The organism is Nocardia cerradoensis NBRC 101014, from assembly GCF_000308535.1.
Classification (GTDB): Bacteria; Actinomycetota; Actinomycetes; order Mycobacteriales; family Mycobacteriaceae; genus Nocardia; species Nocardia cerradoensis.
This window is the reverse complement of sequence record NZ_BAFW01000361.1, coordinates 1-18,627: the sequence shown is the minus strand read 5'-3', so window position 1 is coordinate 18,627 and position 18,627 is coordinate 1. Positions and strand designations below refer to the sequence as shown.

At 67.8% G+C, this 18,627-nt stretch carries 17 protein-coding genes and 2 pseudogenes; 11 read left to right on the top strand and 8 right to left on the bottom strand.

Going from position 1 to position 18,627, the window contains the following annotated elements; all coding sequences use genetic code 11:
- Positions 1 to 983, top strand: a pseudogene (locus ON23_RS30755) (hypothetical protein); the annotation flags it as partial.
- A gap of 73 nt (positions 984 to 1,056) precedes the next feature.
- Here the strand turns inward: ON23_RS30755 and bcp are convergent.
- Entirely contained in the window at positions 1,057 to 1,530 is a 474-nt protein-coding gene (gene bcp / locus ON23_RS30750) for a thioredoxin-dependent thiol peroxidase (protein ID WP_039782688.1), read from the bottom strand.
- Between the two features lie 100 nt (positions 1,531 to 1,630).
- Between bcp and ON23_RS30745 the strand changes: the two genes are divergently transcribed.
- Positions 1,631 to 1,855: a DUF3618 domain-containing protein gene (locus ON23_RS30745; protein WP_039782687.1), complete on the top strand. Its 225-nt coding sequence runs from the start codon at positions 1,631 to 1,633 to the stop codon at positions 1,853 to 1,855.
- 76 nt (positions 1,856 to 1,931) lie between these two features.
- Here the strand turns inward: ON23_RS30745 and ON23_RS30740 are convergent, their stop codons facing one another.
- Positions 1,932 to 2,246 carry an excalibur calcium-binding domain-containing protein gene (locus tag ON23_RS30740; RefSeq protein WP_036498971.1) on the bottom strand — a complete coding sequence of 105 codons (315 nt, stop codon included), beginning with the start codon at positions 2,244 to 2,246 and terminating at the stop codon, positions 1,932 to 1,934.
- 128 nt (positions 2,247 to 2,374) lie between these two features.
- Complete coding sequence (locus ON23_RS30735; protein WP_039782685.1) at positions 2,375 to 3,352, bottom strand: pirin family protein; 978 nt, start codon at positions 3,350 to 3,352, stop codon at positions 2,375 to 2,377.
- Positions 3,353 to 3,411: 59 nt separating this feature from the next.
- On the opposite strand from ON23_RS30735, the gene ON23_RS30730 reads away from it, so the two are divergent.
- Entirely contained in the window at positions 3,412 to 3,903 is a 492-nt protein-coding gene (locus ON23_RS30730) for a MarR family winged helix-turn-helix transcriptional regulator (RefSeq protein WP_051043588.1), read from the top strand.
- Positions 3,904 to 3,999: 96 nt separating this feature from the next.
- Here ON23_RS30730 and ON23_RS30725 read toward each other — a convergent pair whose 3' ends face one another.
- The 4 genes from ON23_RS30725 to ON23_RS30710 form a co-directional block, all read right to left on the bottom strand.
- Positions 4,000 to 5,040 (bottom strand): crotonase/enoyl-CoA hydratase family protein, encoded by a 1,041-nt coding sequence (locus ON23_RS30725; RefSeq protein WP_039782683.1) that lies wholly within the window; start codon positions 5,038 to 5,040, stop codon positions 4,000 to 4,002.
- A 61-nt stretch (positions 5,041 to 5,101) separates the two neighbouring features.
- On the bottom strand, positions 5,102 to 5,440 hold the full coding sequence (locus ON23_RS30720; protein ID WP_039782682.1) for a hypothetical protein: 339 nt from the start codon (positions 5,438 to 5,440) through the stop codon (positions 5,102 to 5,104).
- Between the two features lie 59 nt (positions 5,441 to 5,499).
- Positions 5,500 to 5,724, bottom strand: coding sequence for a DUF6221 family protein (locus ON23_RS30715; RefSeq protein ID WP_039782681.1), 225 nt, complete (start codon positions 5,722 to 5,724; stop codon positions 5,500 to 5,502).
- A gap of 48 nt (positions 5,725 to 5,772) precedes the next feature.
- Positions 5,773 to 6,381 carry a helix-turn-helix domain-containing protein gene (locus tag ON23_RS30710; RefSeq protein ID WP_051043587.1) on the bottom strand — a complete coding sequence of 203 codons (609 nt, stop codon included), beginning with the start codon at positions 6,379 to 6,381 and terminating at the stop codon, positions 5,773 to 5,775.
- A 110-nt stretch (positions 6,382 to 6,491) separates the two neighbouring features.
- On the opposite strand from ON23_RS30710, the gene ON23_RS30705 reads away from it, so the two are divergent.
- Positions 6,492 to 7,310: an MBL fold metallo-hydrolase gene (locus ON23_RS30705; RefSeq protein ID WP_039782694.1), complete on the top strand. Its 819-nt coding sequence runs from the start codon at positions 6,492 to 6,494 to the stop codon at positions 7,308 to 7,310.
- Positions 7,311 to 8,176: 866 nt separating this feature from the next.
- On the opposite strand, the gene ON23_RS30700 is transcribed toward ON23_RS30705, so the two are convergent.
- The gene (locus ON23_RS30700; RefSeq protein WP_083904344.1) at positions 8,177 to 9,547 is read right to left on the bottom strand and encodes an NtaA/DmoA family FMN-dependent monooxygenase; all 1,371 of its coding nucleotides are present in this window, start codon (positions 9,545 to 9,547) and stop codon (positions 8,177 to 8,179) included.
- Positions 9,548 to 9,904: 357 nt separating this feature from the next.
- On the opposite strand from ON23_RS30700, the gene ON23_RS30695 reads away from it, so the two are divergent.
- The 7 genes and pseudogenes from ON23_RS30695 to ON23_RS30665 form a co-directional block, all read left to right on the top strand.
- Positions 9,905 to 11,047 carry a rhodanese-like domain-containing protein gene (locus tag ON23_RS30695; protein ID WP_083904343.1) on the top strand — a complete coding sequence of 381 codons (1,143 nt, stop codon included), beginning with the start codon at positions 9,905 to 9,907 and terminating at the stop codon, positions 11,045 to 11,047.
- Between the two features lie 58 nt (positions 11,048 to 11,105).
- Positions 11,106 to 12,485, top strand: coding sequence for an NtaA/DmoA family FMN-dependent monooxygenase (locus ON23_RS30690; protein ID WP_039782680.1), 1,380 nt, complete (start codon positions 11,106 to 11,108; stop codon positions 12,483 to 12,485).
- 209 nt (positions 12,486 to 12,694) lie between these two features.
- Positions 12,695 to 14,320 carry an ABC transporter substrate-binding protein gene (locus ON23_RS30685; protein ID WP_051043586.1) on the top strand — a complete coding sequence of 542 codons (1,626 nt, stop codon included), beginning with the start codon at positions 12,695 to 12,697 and terminating at the stop codon, positions 14,318 to 14,320.
- Position 14,321: 1 nt separating this feature from the next.
- On the top strand, positions 14,322 to 15,275 hold the full coding sequence (locus ON23_RS30680; protein WP_039782679.1) for an ABC transporter permease: 954 nt from the start codon (positions 14,322 to 14,324) through the stop codon (positions 15,273 to 15,275).
- Between the two features lie 9 nt (positions 15,276 to 15,284).
- Positions 15,285 to 16,130 carry an ABC transporter permease gene (locus ON23_RS30675; protein ID WP_051043585.1) on the top strand — a complete coding sequence of 282 codons (846 nt, stop codon included), beginning with the start codon at positions 15,285 to 15,287 and terminating at the stop codon, positions 16,128 to 16,130.
- Positions 16,131 to 16,140: 10 nt separating this feature from the next.
- A complete protein-coding gene (locus tag ON23_RS30670; protein ID WP_039782678.1) occupies positions 16,141 to 17,808 on the top strand; it encodes a dipeptide ABC transporter ATP-binding protein in 1,668 nt (555 codons plus the stop codon).
- 65 nt (positions 17,809 to 17,873) lie between these two features.
- Positions 17,874 to 18,627, top strand: a pseudogene (locus ON23_RS30665) (acyl-CoA dehydrogenase family protein); the annotation flags it as partial.

Here is an 18,627-nt window from a genome sequence, read left to right as displayed (position 1 = left end):
AGTCGGCGCATCTGGCGCTGGCCCGCGCGATGACCTGGGCGAGCGAATTCGACCATCTGCTGATCTGCGAGCTGATGCCGGGATACCAAGGCTTCTCGCTGATTTCACCGCATCGCGACCGGGTGGTCGCGGCCACCGCGACCGCCGCCGGTTTCGTTTCCGAGGATTCGGTGCGGCTGGGTATCGCGGCCGCCTGGGATCAGCTGGACGCGGCGGGCGTGCGGCCCAGTGCGGTCGTCGCGATCGGTTCGGCCGCGGACCATCCGGGAGTCGCCGCGCTGTTGTCGGCGGGCTTCAACGCGCCGGTGATCCCGTGTGCCGTCGCGGCGGCGGGGTCGGCGATCGGTGCCGCGCTCGTGGTGCAGCCGGAGGCTTTCGTCGCGGACGCGGGGGATCGCGCACGGGTGTCACGCAATTCGGTCGCGGTGGTCGCCGCGGCGAGCGTGTTGGCCGGCGGTCTGACCATCGGCGGCGTGCACGAGCTCACCGACCATCCGCGCTCGGATGCCACCACCCGCCTCGCCGACGCCCGCAACGCGCAGCCGAGCCGGGGTCCGCGCCATGCCCGCCCGGAACCCGGTCTGCCCGCGGTGGATTCGATTCCGGAGCTGCCGGTCGACGGGACCGCCGACCAGCCGTCGACGGGACCGCGGCATGCCGCGCCGGATCCGTCGACCGCCGACCCGGCCTCCGCCGGCTGGGGACCGGACGGGTCGCCCTGGCTGGGCGTGCGAGGGTCGGATCCGGCGAGTGAGCCGAAGCGCCTGGCGAAGGAGGCGCCACAGCCGGATGCGCCGGAGCCGCAGTCGAAGTCGGTGATCCCCGCGCCGACCGAACCCGTCGGCGCCCCCAACGGCTCGCTGCTGTTTCCGGGCGAGTCGGCGCCGCCGCAGCTCGGCACCACCGAATTCAACGAATGGTGGGACAACCACTGGCGGCTGACCCTGCGGTGGATGGTCGCGATGATGCCGCAGCGCGACTGAACGCCGCGAAGTGCCGACGCGGGGCCCGAGACGTTCGTCTCGGGCCCCGCGTCTCGTCCGTCACCGGTCCGCGCTACACCGACAGGTCGCGGCGCAACTTCGCCACATGCCCCGTCGCGCGCACGTTGTATTGGGCCACCTGGATGACGCCCTGCTCGTCGACGAGGAAGGTGGAGCGGATGACGCCGGTGATGCGCTTTCCGTACATCGTCTTCTCGCCATAGGCGCCCCATTCCTGGAGCACCTCGCGCTCGGGATCGGACAGCAGCGGGAAGGTCAGCTTCTCGTTGTCCCGGAATTTCGCCAGTTTCGCGGGTTTGTCGGGCGAGATGCCGAGGACGTCGAGGCCGGCCTCGTTCAACTCGGCCAGGTTGTCGCGGAAGTCGCACGCCTGCTTGGTGCAGCCGGGCGTACTGGCGGCCGGGTAGAAGTAGACGATCACCTTGCGGCCGCGGTAGTCCGCCAGCGACACCGGCTTACCGTCGGCATCGGGAAGCGTGAAATCCGGCGCGGGGTCGCCGGGGCCGAGTTTTTTGGTATCGGTCATGCCAGCACGGTAGCCCACCGATGTGACAACGGACGCGACATCGGGGGCGGCGGATAGACTCGACGGCCAGCGACCTACCGGAACGACAACAGGAGACAATGTGGCGAGGGATACCGAGCACATCGAGCGGGAGATCGAAGCCGCGCGCAATCGGCTCGCGGGCACACTCGACGAGCTCGCGGTGCGGGCGGACCCGCAGCGGATCGCCGGCAACACCAAGAAGGCCGTGGTGGCGAAGCTGAACGAGCCGAAGGTGAAGTACAGCCTGATCGGCGGGGGTGCTCTGGTCGGCGTGCTGGTGCTGATCAAGATCTTCCGCCGCTGACGCCGCAGAAACGACGGAACCCGGTGTGACACTGTCACACCGGGTTCTTTGTCGTCTGCGGCGATTACCGCGCGGATCAGACGGTCGGGCAGGCCATACCGGTGCCGTCGGGATCCAGATGCGGCGAATAGCCGGGCTCACCGCGGAACAGCGGGGCGCGACCCGCCGCCCGGGCCTCGTCACAGTTCTTGAACGTGCCTCCCGCCGAACCCGTCTGCGTCAGTCCTGCCGAGCCGGTGGCGCCGATGGCGTCGTCGATACCGGAGGATCCGGTACCGGCGGAACCGGTGGGGATGAAACCGTCGGCCAGGGCGGACGGGGCGGTGGAGACGATCGGGGCGGCGAGGGTGATCAAGCCCGCGCCGGTCACGATTAGCCTGCGAACGTTCATGTATTCCTCGATGTCAGCTGCGGTTGATACGGCGGACCGGCCGCACTCCCCGCGGTGGCAGGGCCGGAACCGCCGAGTCTACTGTTCTGATGGCGACCGCCGTTGTCAACCGCACGGCCGAGAGCCGCTTATTCCCCCAGGCGGCGGCCCGTCATATGTTCCGCCGGAATATGTCCCATGCGCCCGGCCTCGAAATCGGTTACGGCGTCGATGATTTCCTGTTTGGAATTCATCACGAACGGGCCGTATTGCACGACCGGTTCGCGAATCGGCGCGCCGCCCAGCAGTAATACCTCGAATTGACCGGTGGGCCCCTCTTGGCGGTCGTCGGCGGCGAGCGCGACGGCCTCGCCGTGGCCGAGTACCGCCAGTTGTCCCTCGGTGAGGGTGCGGCCCTCGTCGCCGACGGTGCCGCTGCCGGCCAGCACGTAGGCCATCGCGGTGAACTCCTGCGGCCACGGCGTTTCCAGCCGCGCGCCGGGACTGATCGAGGCGTGCGCGTAGGCGATGGGCGTGTAGGTCGAGCCGGGACCCTCGTATCCGCCGACATTGCCGGCGATGATGCGGACGAGCGCGCCGCCGTCGTGGGAGGTGACCAGTGTCAGTTCGCTCGCGCGCAGATCCTGGTAACGCGGGTCCGCCATCTTCAGCGATCGCGGCAGGTTGACCCACAGTTGCACACCGTGGAAGACGCCGCCCGAGATCACCAGTTCCTCGGCGGGAAGTTCGTCGTGCAGGATGCCCGAACCGGCGGTCATCCACTGGGTGTCGCCCTCGGCGATGGTTCCGCCGCCGCCGTTGGAATCGTGGTGAACCATGGTTCCGTCGATCATGTACGTGACGGTCTCGAAACCGCGGTGCGGATGCCACGGGGCGCCCTTGGCCTGGTAGGGCTCGTAGGCGACCGGGCCCATGTGGTCGAGCAGGATGAACGGGTCGGCGGTGCGCACATCGAGGCTCGGGAACGGCCGGCGCACCTCGAATCCGGCGCCCTCGAGTTGTTTGTGGGCGGTGGTCACGGTCCGGACCGGCCGCTGTCGCATGGTCTGCTCCGGGCGGGGCAGTCGCGGCAGCACCAGGATGTCGTCGACGGTGATCGCGGGCATGATGTCCTCCTAGGCCGGTTGGTGTCCATGTCAACCAATAACTCGGTAGGATCATTCCCATGGTGCGGTGGCTGGACGAACAGGAGCAACAGACCTGGTCTGCGTACATCCGGCTACGGCAGCGGCTCGACGCCGCGATGGCCGCCGGTCTCGCCCGCGACGGACTGTCGGTTCCCGATTACGAAATTCTCGTGGCACTGTCCGATGCGCGCGAGGGGAGTGTGCGCGCTCGCGACCTCGCGGCGCAGATCTGCTGGGACAAGAGCCGGCTGTCGAAGCATCTGACGCGGATGGACAAGCGGGGGCTGGTGGTGCGCAGTCCGGCCGCCGACGATGCGCGCGGCCGGCTGATCTGCCTCACCGAATCCGGTCGCCGGGCGCTCGAACAGGCCGCGCCCCGGCATGTCGACTTGGTGCGGCGGCTGTTCGTCGACCAGTTGACCGACGCGGAGGCGCGGGCGTTGCGATCGCTGGCGGACAAGGTGAGTGCGCGTGCCGAGCGCGAATCGGATATGCCGCCGGCGATAGGTGAGGTTGCGCACGCGGATTGAGACGAACGCCGGATTGTCGTCCGAGTTTTCGGTACCGAGGCTCCGAAGTCGTCGCGGCCGGTTCGATGCTCGGGTGGTTTCGTCCCGGAGACCGCATCACCTGTCTTCGGCGCCATCCGGCCGGTCGAATTGCGCCCGCTTCCAGTCGCCGAACGGTTCGTCGCGTTCACGCACCGCTTCCCGGAATCCGACCGTGGCCGAACGCAATTGGAACGCGTACCCTTCGCGGGTGTGCCGGGAGACGCCGTCGAACACGGTGCTCACCATGCCCGAATTCGCGACGCCCTGGGCCAGTAGTGAGCTGTTGAGTGCCAATTTCGCCATGATCAGCTGATTGATCGGCATGCGCGAAATCCGTTCCAGCAGTTGTTCGGTGCGTTCGTCGAGCTCGTCCGCGGGGCAGGACTCCACGGCCAGGCCCCACTCCTCGGCCTGCTTACCGCTGAGGCAGTCGCCGGTGAACAGCAACCGCTTGGCGCGCTGATCGCCGAGGCGGTGCGCCCACATCCCCGCGGCCGGGATGCCCCATACGCGAGTGGGGGGATAGCCGATCTTGGTGTCGTCGGCGCAGATGATCTGATCGCAGAACAGGGCGATGTCGGTGCCGCCCGCGACGGCGAAGCCGTGCAGTTTGGCGACCGTCGGCTTGTTCGCGTGCAGCAGGCTGGAGAAGCCGCGGTTGAACCGGCTCATCATCTGATAGTCGACCATGGGATCCCATGTGCCCCACGGGTTGTGGTTGCGCGCCTGCACCACCGGGTCGAGCACTGTTCCGGTCGTGGGCTGGGCCGACACGGTGGGGGACAGGCCGTTCTCCGCGAAGATCGAGAGGTCGTAGCCGCCGCAGAATCCCTTGCCGCGCCCCGAGACCACCATCACGTGCACGCGCGGATCGAGGTCGGCGCGTTCGACCGCGTGCGCGAGTTCGATGGGGGTATCGGCGGTGATGGCGTTGCCGTGCTCGGGGCGGTCGAACGTGATGCGGGCGATGCGGCCGGTCACCTCGTAGGTGAGGGTGCGGTAGGCCGGACCTTGCTCCGGTTCCGGACGGTCGGCGAACAGCGAGTCCTCGCCGCTGGTCAGGTCCTCGCGCCAGGCCGCGGGCCGGGTGCCGGAGTGGTGCGCGTCGTCGGTCACCCAAGGAGTGAACTCCAGTTCACTTCTTGCTGTCAAGGGTGGCGCGCGGTCCGGGCAGGGTTCAGGGGGACGGGTTTGCGTCGTCGGCGAGCCAGGGCGTCACCGGCGGCTTGATCCACAGAATCTTCTCGTCCGTGTGAACACGTTGTGCGGCAGGATGGTTCGGGTTGCGCGTGGCCCACGCATCCTTCTCGTCGAGCAGTTGCGCGACCAGAGTCCAGGTCTCGTCGGTACTCGGCGGATTCGTGTCGGCTGCGCGCGCGAGCTTTCGGCGCGTGGCCGCCGGGATGGTCGCGAGTTCGGCGCCGGAGACCCCGCGCTGCCAGAGATAGGCCGCGAGCCGACGCGCCTTCTCGGCGCGGCCCTTACTGGCGTGGTCGGTATGTGCGTAGTCGGCCATGTCGGTTCCCGATCGCGAACGGATGCCGTCGAGCCTAACCACGTCCCCGCCGCGTGGACCTAGAGGATCCACTCCGGTCGATAGTCGGCATGGTCGGCCCAGCACAGCGCGACGCACCGCAACAACCGATCCTCACTCCCGCCCCCGTCCGGTAGCTGTGCCAGCGTGACGATGAGCCGCTTGGCCAGCACCTCCCGCCACGCCCGCCGTTCCCCGTCGACGGCCCGCGCCGCATGCTCGTCCTCGCGCAACCGCGCATCGATGAACTCGATAATGCTCCCCACAGTTGTTTGGACGCCCCAGGCCGGCGACCGGTTCCGGTCGGCGGCCGATCAAGGGCGACGCGAGATCACCATGATGTATTGGCAGGCGGCGTCGGTCCGGTTGGCGAAGCCGTGGTCCGTGTCGGCCTGGAAGAACAGGGAGTCGCCCGTGTTCAGGGTTTCGCTGATTCCGCCGATCAAGACGGTGAGGGTGCCGTCGAGCACCACGAGTTGTTTCTCGGTGCCCGGCGGATACGCGGGCAGCAGTCCGGTGGACACCTGTGCGGGGAGGTGGTGGACGATCATCTCGCCGGTTCCCACGCCCGGGGCGGCCGACACCATATGCCGTTCGAATCCGGTTTCGGGGTCGCGGAAAACGGGACGATCGCTTTTGCGCAGGACGACGGCCGCGCCCGATGTGGCAGCGGCGGACCCGCCGATCAGGTCCGAGAGCGACGCGTCGAGCGCGTGGGCGATCCTCGACGCGACGCCGATGGTCGGGCTCTTCTCACCGCGTTCGACCTTCGACAGCATCGCCCGGCTGACCGACGACCGGGTCGACAGCTGCTCGAGCGTCAGGCCCGCCTCCTCGCGGCGTCGTCGCACGTTGCCGCCGAACGCGCCGGCCGGCTCGTCACCGTGGTGTGGTCCGGTCACGTTTCCGTCTTGCTCGGCCACCGCGCTCCTCGATCGATGGGTATCTCGCCGCCCACAGTGTATGTTTCTTCGATAGGAGATGTCATCTTCTATCGAAGAAACACGATATGTGCGCACGACACGGAGGTTCCATGCGTTGGGTTTCGAGTGGCCGGCACCATGCCACGTTCGAATTCGGTGACCTGCAGGTGATCTCGTTGCGAGACGGCTACATCGACATGCCGCCGACCCGCCTCCGCGACGAGCACGGGTGTGCGCTCGCCGAGCTGCCCGCCGCCGTGCCGCTGGTCGGCGACAATCTGCGGCTGTCGGTCAACGCCTTCTTCGTTACCGACGGCACGCGATCGGTGCTGATCGACACCGGCGCGTCCGACGTCTGGCACGACCCCACCATGGGGTTGGTCTACGACGCGCTCGACGAAGCGGGAGTCGATCGCGCCCAGGTCACCGATGTGGCCATCACCCACAACCACGAAGATCACGTGAGCGGCCTGATCGCGCCGGACGGTTCGGAGGCGTTCGCCGAACTCGAACGCGTGTGGATCGGCGCGGGCGACACGTCGGTGTTCACAGGCCGGCTGGAGCCGATCCGCGACCGGGTCGTCCCCGTATCGGAACAGGTCGCGATCAACGACTGGATCACGGCGATCCCGACCCCGGGTCACACCCCCGGTCATACCGTCTACGACGTCACCAGCGGCGCCGCCCACCTTCTCGTCTGGGGCGACACCGTGCATGTTCCCACGCTCCAATTCGATCGACCGGCCGTGTCCTGGGAGTTCGACGGCAACCAATCCCAGGCCCGCGCCGCGCGGGCGTGCCTCCTCGAACAACTGACCCGCCCACACCACTTCGTCGCCGGCGCCCACCTCGACTCACCCGGCATCGCCCGCGTAACGTCGGCCGGCGCCGGTTATGAGCTGGAGTACCTGGCACCACCGATCGGCTGATCGACCGGACCGCAGTCGGTGTGGCAAGGCGCACGCGGAATCTCTGTGCGGCCGAGCAGAATTCACCGACCATCCGAGTCGGAAACGCAGAAGACCCCTGACCGGCATCCCGGGGTCAGGGGTCTTCGTGTGGAGTGCGCCATCAGGGACTCGAACCTCGAACCCGCTGACCGAGAATTCTGGTCAATGCGCAGGTAGTGCCTAGATTCCGAGGTGGGGTTCATTGTTCGGGGATCAAGAAGAGCAGCGGATTTCCTTGCGTCGACATGCGTAGGAATCGCGCGTAGCGGCTCCGAAACGTCGAGGGTGTCAGTCAGCCCGAGCACGACAGTGGTCGCCGAAGTGAGAACTACCGGACCCGCGATCCGGGCGACCTGGCCCAGCCGCCCAACGAATCTCATGTCCGGCGCCTGAGGCGGGCGCTGACCCGCGGTCACCGGACGATTACCCACATAGACCACCCCATGAACGAACTCTAGTGAGCCCCTGAGACGCCGTTTCCGGGGGCCGATGCCCTTGGATCGAACGCCACTCCCAATGGACAGAGAATGAGCTGCAGAACCCTCGGGTCAAGCCGTCGAACCGGCGCCGTGTACTGATATCCGGCCTGCAGGGCCACCTCCAGCGCCTCGCGGATCACCTCCAGCGGCACCGGTCGTATCTGTGCCCGCCGAGCGGGCCGGAGCCCGATTCGGTTGGCTGAGAAGATTTTTCGGCACCGAGATGACTGCGGCGAGCGAGGAGACCGAGGCACTGAGGGGCCGACCGCATGGGTCGGCGTCGAAGGCTGGACCTACCGGACCGGCCACCCGCCGCCGACGACTCCGCCTTGGTGCGCGTCGGCCACCGTGGTCGGGCCGCGGGGGTTACGCGGCCTCCTCGGCGGGGGAGATACCCGGTTCCGGCAGGCCGAAGCGGCCGCGGATCGTCGGGGCGTCGTATCCGGTGGGAAAGACGCCCTCGGTCTGCAGGATCGGCACCACCTGCGCGACGAACCGCTCGAGATCGTCGTGCAGCAGCGGGAAATGCGCGTTGTATCCGGACACCGCGCCGTCGGCCCACCAGTCGATGAGGGCGTCGGCGACCTCCTTCGGGGTGCCGATCACGAGCCGATGCCCGCCGGCCCCGCCGACCCGCCGGATGATCTGGCGAGTGGTCGGCTCCTCGACGCGGACGAGGTCCTGCAGCGCCTTGCTGAAACCGATCGGCCGGGTCTGATCCTCCTGCGGTTCGAACCATTCCGGTTTCAACGGCTTGTCGGCGTCGAGCTGCTTCGGGAAGGCCGGATTCAGCGTGCGCTGCTGGTGCAGGAAGTGTGCGATCAGGTCGTCCTCGCTGTCGGCGCCGCTGAACACCTCATGGCGGCGCAGCGCCTCCGCGTGGGTGTCACCGAGATAGACGTTCACGCCGGGGAACAGCCGGATGCTGTCGGCCGGTCGACCGTGGCGCTGCGCCGCGGCGTCGAGCTTCGCGGCGAAATCGACCGCGGACTGTTTCTCGAGCAGGGCCGCGTACACGATCTCCGCGTGCCTACCCGCGAAATCGATGCCCTGTTCGGAGGCGCCGGCCTGGGAGATCACCGGATGCCCCTGTGGACCCACCGGCACATTGAGAGGTCCACGCACATCGAAGAATTCGCCGTGGTGATCGATCACCCGCGCGGTGGTCTCGTCCCACAGCGGGCCCTGCGGCTCGGGTCCCTGCGGGGCATCCCACGACAGCCACAACTTCTTGACCACGTCCAAAAATTCGTCGGCTTTGCGGTAGCGGTCTTCGCGGTCGAGCAGTCCGTCGGCGGTGAAGTTGGCGGCGATATCGGGGTTGAAGTTGGCGACCGCGTTGAAGATCACCCGGCCGCCGGAAATCGTATCCAGGCTCGCGAGCCGGCGCGCCAGGTTGTACGGCGAGTTGTAGCTCGTCGACGCCGTCAGCACGAAGCCGATATCGGGGACGGCACCCGCGATCGCGGAGAACAGCACGATCGGATCGAACAGATGACCCGGCCCGTGGCGGGCATCACGCTGCAATGCCGGATGGTCGGAGACGAATATCGCGTCCAGATTCCCGGACCGGGCGATCTCGGCGGAGCGCCGGTAGTGCTCGAAGTCCGCGAAGCGATTCCACTTGGTGCCGGGCCAGTTCCACGCCTTCGCGGAGGCGCCGGCACCCACGATGGATGCGGCGAGGGTCAGTCGTCGCTGCGGTCGGGGCGCGGTGGTATCGGTTCCCGTGCTCATACGGGCGGCTCCTGTTCGGTGAACGAGGATCAGCGCGCGCTCGGAGACTTGTGCGGCGATGAGGCTCGACGATCGGTGAAACGGCAATGGCCGTATCTACTCTCCTACTGGCTCGGTCGAGGCGCGTCAATGAATACCGATCGCCGTGGTCGAAACACCCGCACCGCGCATCGGCCGCCGCCGACACTCGAACCGTCGTGATTTGAACGGTCGGCCGGTAGCGTCTGCCCAGTTCGCCACCCCTGTACCGGTTTCGGGCGGGGCCTCGATCGTCCGCGGTGGCTCCCGCTGCGGGCCTACCCTGTGGTCTCCTGGGAGGCTATTCCACCTCCCTTCGAGTGAAGGTGGACCGCGCACATGAGTACGTCATCGATCGAGAAAAGCGCCGCCGCCCCGCACGCCACGGACCCGGTGAATACCGAAAATGCGACCGGCACAATCGATTCGGAGACGCTGCGGCGCTGGCTGGCCGACGGCGACGAACTCGCGGTGCTCGACATCCGTCCCGGCGACGTGGTCGGCTACGCGTCACCGCTGTTCGCCACGAACCTGCCGGCCGAGCGGGTAGCCGCCGAAATCGACCGGTTCGTGCCGCGCAAGCTGGTGCGGACGGTACTGGTCGACGGCGGTGACGGTGCAGCCGGGCCGGTCGCCGACGAGCTGGCCGCGGCCGGGCGCACCGAGGTCTACGTCCTGACCGGCGGCATCCCGGAATGGACCCGCGAGGGCACCGAGGATCTGCCGACGTTCGACGTGCCCGGCCTGACGTTCTCTCTCGGCATCCGGGACGAACGCGAGACCCCGTCGGTCACCGCGGCCGAACTCGAGAAGCTCACCGGCGAAGGCGCCGACGTCGTCGTCATCGACACCCGCACGCTGCCGGAATTCACCGCGGGTCACGTCCCCGGTGCCGTCGGCGTTCCGGGCGCGGAGCTGCTGCTGCGCTTCGCCGACGTGGTTCCCTCGCCCGACACCCACGTCGTGGTGTCCTGCGCCGGGCTGCCCCGGGCGATCATCGGCGCGCAGACCCTGATCGACGCCGGTGTGCCGAACAAGGTTTCCTACCTGCACGAGGGGACCAAGGCGTGGAAGCAGGAGAACCTCGAACTCGAAACCGGCGCGACCGCCGTGTACGGACCGGTGGACGAGGCCGCCCGTGAGCGGGCGGCCGAGCGGGTGCGGGCGCTGTCCGCCGACGACGAATTCGACCGTGTCACGGTGGAAACCGCGCACGCGTGGGCGGCCGACCCCGACCGCACCACCTATCTGCTCGACGTGCGCACACCCGAGGAATTCGCGCAGCAGCACCTGCCCGGATCGATCAACGCCGAGGGCGGGCAGCTGCTCGGCGTGTCGTACCGGACCATCGCCGTACGGGGTGCCCGGGTGGTCCTGATCGACGACCTCACCGCCGCCCGCGCATCGGTGGTCGCGCACTGGTTGCAGCGCCGCGGCTTCGAGATCGCCCTGCTGCTCCACGATTTCGGCGCACAGCACTGACGGCCGGACCGTTCCGCACCCCGCCGCCGCGCCGATCCACCGAAAGGTCCGACCACCCATGACCCGGCCACGTCTCCTGCTCAACGCCTTCACCATGAACACCGTCACCCACGTCGCCTACGGGGCCTGGCGACGGGAGGACACCCGGCAGACCGAATTCCACACCCTCGACCCGTGGATCGAACTGGTCACCATCCTCGAGCGAGGGGGCTTCGACGCCGTCTTCTTCGCCGATGTGGTCGGCCTCTACGACGACTTCAACGGCGGCTGGGACACCCATGTCGCCGAAGGGCTGCAGATCCCGAATCATGATCCCTCGGCACTGGTTTCGGCGCTGGCCGCCGCCACCGAACATCTCGGCATCGTGATCACCAGCTCGGTGCTGCAGGATCATCCATTCTCCTTCGCGCGCAAGATCTCCACGCTCGACCACCTCTCCGGCGGACGCATCGGGTGGAATGTGGTGACCAGCGCGCTGCGCAATTCGGCCCGCAACTTCGATCTGCCGGATCGGGTCGAGCACGACGGCCGCTACGAATGGGCCGAGGAGTACACCGAAGTCGTCTACAAACTGTGGGAGGGGTCCTGGGACGACGGCGCCTTGATCCGCGATCGCGTGCGAGGCATCCACGCCGACCCGGCCAAGGTGCACAAGATCAATCACCGCAGTGCCCGGTATTCCGTCGAGGGGCCGCATCTGTCGGCGCCGTCGCCGCAGCGCACGCCGGTGCTGTTCCAGGCGGGCACCTCCGAGACGGGCCGGGCGTTCGCCGCCCGCCACGCGGAGGGTGTCTTCATCACTCAAGGCTCGCCCCGCGCCGCCGAGCAGGTCATCCGGGCGACCCGCGACCAAGCGGTCGCCGCCGGTCGGGAGCGCGACGACATCAAATTCTTCCAGGGATTGACGGTGATCGTCGGGTCGACCGAGGAGGAGGCGCGCCGCAAGGCCGAGGACCTGGATTCCTCTTTCAGCGTCGACGGTTTGCTGGCCCACCGCAGCGGCAGTATCGGCATCGACTTCGGCGGCCTGCCCACCGACACCCCGATCGGCGAATTGGCGGGGCGGGTCGACGGTACGAAAAGCACCATCGAGGGCCTGATCCGGGCCGCGGACGGCCGCACCGACGTGACGATCGCCGACTTCATCCGGCACAAACAACAAGACACCCGCATCGTCGGCACCCCCGAACAGATCGTCGACGAACTCGAACGCTGGCAGGACGCGGGCGTGGACGGTATCAACCTGCAATATCTGGTGACGCCGGGAAGTTTTGCCGACTTCGCCGACCATGTCGTCCCCGAATTGCGCACGCGCGGACTGGCCCTGCCCGAATACGAGCCGGGAACGTTGCGGCACAAGCTTTTCGGCCGCGACGACACGCTCCCGCAGTCTCATCCGGCGCGTCGATGGCGGGGCGCCTTCAGCACGACCGCATAACGGTCGAGCCGCGTGGTTTCACGATAACTTAACGCACGGTATAGACAATCTCGCCGATCGCAACACGCACCGGTTCCCGCCATCGGGCATAGCCTTGGCCCAACGTCTTTACCGCCCCGATACGGCAGGTCACTCCCCGACATCCGGTCGATCGACTCGCCTCGGCCGCCTTCGGGTTCTCGAAACCACGATGCGATGAAGGACCATGCATGACAAGCAGATTCACCCGACGCGGATTCCTCGCCGCCGGCGCGGGAACGATCGGGGCGCTCGCGTTGGCGGCCTGCGGCAGCGGCCGGGAAGGGGCGCAAACCGGTACTGCGCCCACCGGTGCCCCGGTCCGTGGCGGCACTCTGGTCATCTCGGATACCCAGGCCGTGCCGTCGTGGCAGAACCAGCGGCTGGGCACCTACAGTTCGGGCAATCTGGTGTTCGGCGTGCTGGTGTTTCTGCTGTATTTCGATCCCGTGACCAAGAAGCTGGTGCCGTGGGTGGCGTCGGAGTGGTCGCACAATCCGGCCAATACCGAATTCACCTTCCGCATCCGGCCCGGCATCACCTTCAGCGACGGCACTCCGCTCGATGCCGAGATCGTGCGCCGCAACCTCGAACGACTCGCACGCGGCGACCAGGCACGAAACATCACCGCCAACCCGTACCTCAAACCGGGATTCGACCACGCCGAACTTATCGCCGACGACACGGTGAAGGTGGTACTCACCCGCCCCAACCAGGGTTTCGCGTTGCGCACCTCGCAACTGCAGAACGGGATCGTCGCCGCCTCGACCCTCGAGTTGAACGTCGACGACGCGGGTAAACCCGAAAACGTCGTCTCGGCCGGGCCGTTCGTCTTCGAATCGCAGGTGCCCAATCAGGAGGTGGTCCTGCGTCGGCGCGAGGGCTACAACTGGGCGCCACAGACCTCGCGCAACCAGGGACCGGCCTATCTGGACAAGGTGGTCTGGCGGGTGCTGCCGGAAATCGGATTACGCACGGGCGCACTGCAATCCGGCCAGGTGGACATCGCCCGGGGAATTCAGCCGGTCGACGAGAAGGCGCTGCAGCGCAGCGGCTATCAGGTGCTGGCCACCCGGCCGACCCTCGGCACCTCGAATTTCGCCGCCTTCCGGATCGGAAACCCGCTGGTCTCCGACGAGCGCGTGCGCAAGGCACTGCAGATCACGATCAACCGCGACGAGATGTCGCGCACCGCGCTGTCGGCGAATTTCCCGCCCGCGAAATCCATTCTGAACGTGGATCATCCTGCCTTCGAAGATCATTCGGCCGACCTCGCCTACAATCCCGGCCGGGGGCGGCAGTTGCTCGACGAGGCCGGCTGGCGGGCGGGCGCCGACGGCGTCCGGGTGAAGGACGGGAAGCGGCTGGAACTCACGGTTCCGCAGGACGCCCAGCAGGCGGCGCTCGGCGGAGCGTGGGAATACATCGCCCAGCAGTGGCGCCAGGAACTCGGCGTGGTGCTGAACGTGCGCAACGACGTCACCTTCGCGAACGCCGCGCAGACCGATCCGCAGGTGCCGGTCACCGTCAGCCGGATCTCGGTGGTGTCGCTGGCTCAGCAGTTCGGCGCCCCCGGAAATACCGCGCTGCTGGTCACCGACCCCGAACTGGTCGCCTTCCGCGAACGCGAACTGAACGCCGCCGACGATGCCGCACTGGCCCAGGTACAGCGCGAGGAGCAGAAGTACCTCATCGACAAGGCGCTGGTCATCCCCACCTTCGAAGAAGCGCAGGTCTACGGGGTGTCATCGAAGGTGAACGTCGAATTCAACGCGACCACCTATCCGCTGTTCCACACCGCGTGGAAGGCGGGGTGAGATGGGCCGCTATATCCGGCGGCGAGTGCTGCACGCGGTCGCGGTGCTGTGGCTCACCTACACCGCGATCTTCATCGCGGTGACACTGCTGCCGTCGAATCCGGTGACCGCCCTGGTCGGGCAGATCAGCGACGGAGCCGGGATCGACCCGGACGTGCTGGGGGCGATGAAGTCCTACTACGGCTACGATCGCTCGCCGATATCGCGCTACCTTCATCAGCTGATCGAATTGGCCTCCGGCGATTTCGGCTACTCCATCTCCAGCGGGCAGACCGTCGTCGATCGCATCGGCGACGCCCTGCCGTCGACGTTGCGCCTGGCCGGGCTGGCTCTGATCGTCGCGATCGTGATCACCGCACTGGTCGCCTATTTCGTCTATCTCGGGCGGCCGCGCGCGCTGGGCAAATTGTTCCGGGTGGTGCCGCCGCTGTTCAGTTCGGTCCCGCCGTTCTGGATCGGCATCGTGGCCTTGCAGATCCTGTCGTTCCAGTTCGGATTGATGTCGGTGTTCCCGGACGGGTCGCTGCTGTCGGTGCTGGTGCCGGCGATCGTGCTCGGCATACCGCTGTCGGCCGCTGTGACACAGGTCCTGTTGCAGAGCATCGACGCCACCTATCGGCAGGAATTCGTCGAGGTGGCGCGCGCCAAGGGGGCGGGGGAGGCGTGGGTGTTCTTCCGGCACGTGCTCAAGAACGCCTCCGCGCCCACCTTGACCGTCGCGGCCAATATCATCGGCCTGCTGGTCGGTGGTGCGGTCGTCACCGAGACGGTGTTCTCGCGCTCCGGCGTGGGTTCGGTGCTCGAGCAGGCGGTCGCCAACCAGGATCTCGCCCTGATCCAGGGGTTCGTGCTGATGATCGCGACCGTCTTTGTGGTGGTGAACCTCGCGGTCGACCTGATCTACCCGCTGCTGGACCCGCGGATCGTGCGCGGCGGCGACCCGGCGCGGGCGTGAGGAAATGCGATGACCGACACTGAAATCGTTGTGCCCCTTGCGCCTGTCCGGCGACCCGCCCGGCAGGACCTGTCGCTGATCGCCGCGTTCGCGATCTTCGCCGTGGTGCTGCTGTGGGCGCTGGTCCCGGGGCTGTTCACCTCGCACAATCCGGTGGTGGGCGTGCCCGCCGACGCGTTCTCCCCGCCGAGCGCCGCACACTGGTTCGGCACCGACCGGATCGGGCGCGACTCCTACACCAGGCTCGTGCACGGAACACGGGCCACCCTGGTCGGCGCCTTCGCTGCCGTGCTGCTCGGACTCGTGGCCGGGTCGGTTCTCGGGGTCGTCGCCGCAGTGGTCAGGGGGCCGGTCGAGGCGATCATCATGCGCTTGGTCGACGTGTTGTTCGCGGTGCCGGGCTTCCTGCTCGCACTGGTGCTGGTGGCCGCGCTGGGACCGGGCACGCTGCATATCGCCCTGGGTGTCGGCATCGCCGCCATCGCCCCGTTCGCGCGGCTGGTGCGGGCGGAGGCGCTGCGGATCACGCAGCTGGAATATGTTCAGGCCGCGCGGCTTTCCGGCACCCGCGAACCGGGTGTGCTGGTGCGCCACGTACTGCCGAATTCGATCGGTCCGGTGCTGGCATTGGTCGCGGTCGAACTGGGCTCCACCATTCTGGCGATCGCCGCGCTCGGCTTCCTCGGTTTCGGTGCACCGCCGCCCGCCCCGGAATGGGGCACGCTGCTGTCCGAGGGCCGCAACTATCTCGGAAATGCCTGGTGGCTCACCACCTTTCCCGGCCTCGCCGTGATGGCCGTCGTGCTGGCCTTCGCGCGGCTGAGCCACTGGATCAGATCCGCCACCCGTCTGTAGAGGAACAGCCATGTCCGACCACTCCGACACCGAGCCTGTCGAACCGCTGCTGCGGGTGCGCGATCTGTCCGTGGCGTTTCGCGCGGGCCGCACCGAGCATGCGGTGCTGCACCATGTGGACCTGGATATCGCACCCGGTGAGATCGTGGCATTGGTCGGCGAATCCGGTTCGGGCAAAAGCACATTGAGCCGGTCGGTGATCGGGCTGCTGCCCTCCGGTGGCCGCGTCACCGGCGGCAGCATCCGGTTCGCCGGCCGCGAACTGACCACGGCGAGTGCCTCCGCACTCGCCCGGTTGCGCGGACGCGAAATCGCCCTGGTGCCACAGGATCCGGCGACCTCGCTCAATCCCGTGCGCACCGTGGGTTCTCAGGTGGCGGAGATCTTCCGGTTACATCCCGATCTCAGCGGAGTCACCCGCCCCGATGCCGCGTCGATCCGGAGGCAGTCGATCGCACTACTCGACCTCGTCGGCATCGACAGGCCGGATGTTCGCTACGACCAGTATCCGCACCAGCTCTCCGGCGGTATGCGGCAGCGGGTACTGCTGGCCATCGCATTCGGTCTGCGCCCGAAGCTGCTGATCGCCGACGAGCCGACCTCGGCGCTGGATGTCACGGTGCAGCGACAGGTACTCGACGTCCTCGACGGTCTCGCGCATGAGTTCTCGGTGTCGGTGCTGCTGGTGACCCACAATCTGGCCATCGCCACCGATCGGGCGCACCGGGTGGCCGTCATGCGCGGCGGCCGGGCGGTGGAGACCGCGACCGTGGACGACATCATCGCGCACCCGGGCAACCCCTACAGCCGGGAATTGTTGCGCAATGCTGTGGCCGCACATCTGTCCCGGCCGCCGCGCGGCCGCGCCGGCAATGCGCAGCCCGCCGTCGTGGTGGGCGATCTCGGCAAGGTGTTCGACGTCGGCACCGAAAAACTGCATGCCGTGCGGGATGTTTCCTTCACCGTCGCACGCGGGGAAACCTTTGCGCTCGTGGGGGAGTCGGGGTCGGGCAAGTCCACCACCGCGAAACTCGTTCTCGGGCTTCATACTCCGAGCAGCGGAACGGTGTCGGTGCTCGGTCACGACATCACCGCCGCGAAACGCCGTGACCGCCGCGAACTCTGGCGTGATATCCAGCTCGTCTACCAGAACCCGCAGGTTTCGCTGGATCCGCGCTGGAGCGTCGAGCGGATCGTCGCGGAACCTCTGAGTTCGTTCGGATTGGTGAAAGGCCGTGCCGCGCGCCGGGATCGGGTGCGCGAGGCGCTGGACCGGGTCGGCCTGCCCGCCGCCGTGCTGGATCGGCGGCCGCGGGAACTGTCGGGCGGGCAGCAGCAGCGGGTCGCACTAGCCCGCGCCCTCGCGGTCGGCGCGCGGGTGCTGGTGCTCGACGAGGCACTCTCGGCCCTGGACGTGGTCACCCAAGCCCAGGTCCTCGACCTGCTGCACCGCCTGCAGGACGAACTCGAGCTCAGCTACCTTTTCATCTCCCACGATCTCGCCGTGGTGCGCGCGATAGCCGACTCCGTGGCGGTGATGCATCAAGGCCGGATCGTGGAATCCGGGCCGGTCGGTCAGGTTCTGGACAACCCCACCGACCCGTACACCCGGGGACTGGTCGCCGCCGTCCCCGGTCACCGCCTCACCGACCCGACCGCGCTCGCGATCGGCGGCTGACGTCGCCCACCAGCCAGAACCGGTGCGCGACCCGATCACCATCCGAACTATCCGTGGAGGTCGCTATGACGTCGACACAAACCGAACATATCCCACCGGCGCTCGATTCCGCCGAGCTGCAGGCGGTGATCGACGAGATCGCCGCCGACGCCCGGCGCCGCCGCGATGCCGGCGGAGGCCGCCCCGACCGCGCTCTCGCACTGGCCCGCGAGCATCGCCTGGGTGCGGTGCGATTGCCGCGCGAACTGGGTGGAGCCGGCTACAGCCTGCGCGAGTTCTTCGCCCTCGCTGTCCGGCTGGCGCAGGCCGATCCTGACGTCCCGCACATCCTGCGCATTCACTGGGCCACCGCCGAGGAAGCACTGCGGGTGCGCGATACCGACCGGGGCGAGCGGTGGCTGCAGTGGATTCGCGAGGGCAAGATCTTCGCGGGCGCGCAGTCGGAGCTGTCCGGGCAGCCGGGCGTGTACACCTACGATACGACCGTGACCGCCGAGGGCGACCATTTCCGGCTCAACGGGCGCAAGTTCTACAGCACCGGCAGCATCTACGCCGACTATCTGCGCATCGGGGCGAACAACGAAGCCGGAGAACAGGTCAGCATCATCGTGCCGGGAGACCGCGAGGGGGTGGTGCACGTCGACGACTGGGACGGTATCGGACAGCGCGAGACCGGCAGCGGCACAACGATATTGGACAACGTGCTCGTTCACTCGGACGAGATCGGCGAATTCCGGCTGCTCCCCGGTCCGGGACGGCCCCGCGGCCCGCTGGCCCACCTGCTGCTGCACGCGATCGCCGCGGGCATCCTGCGGGGGC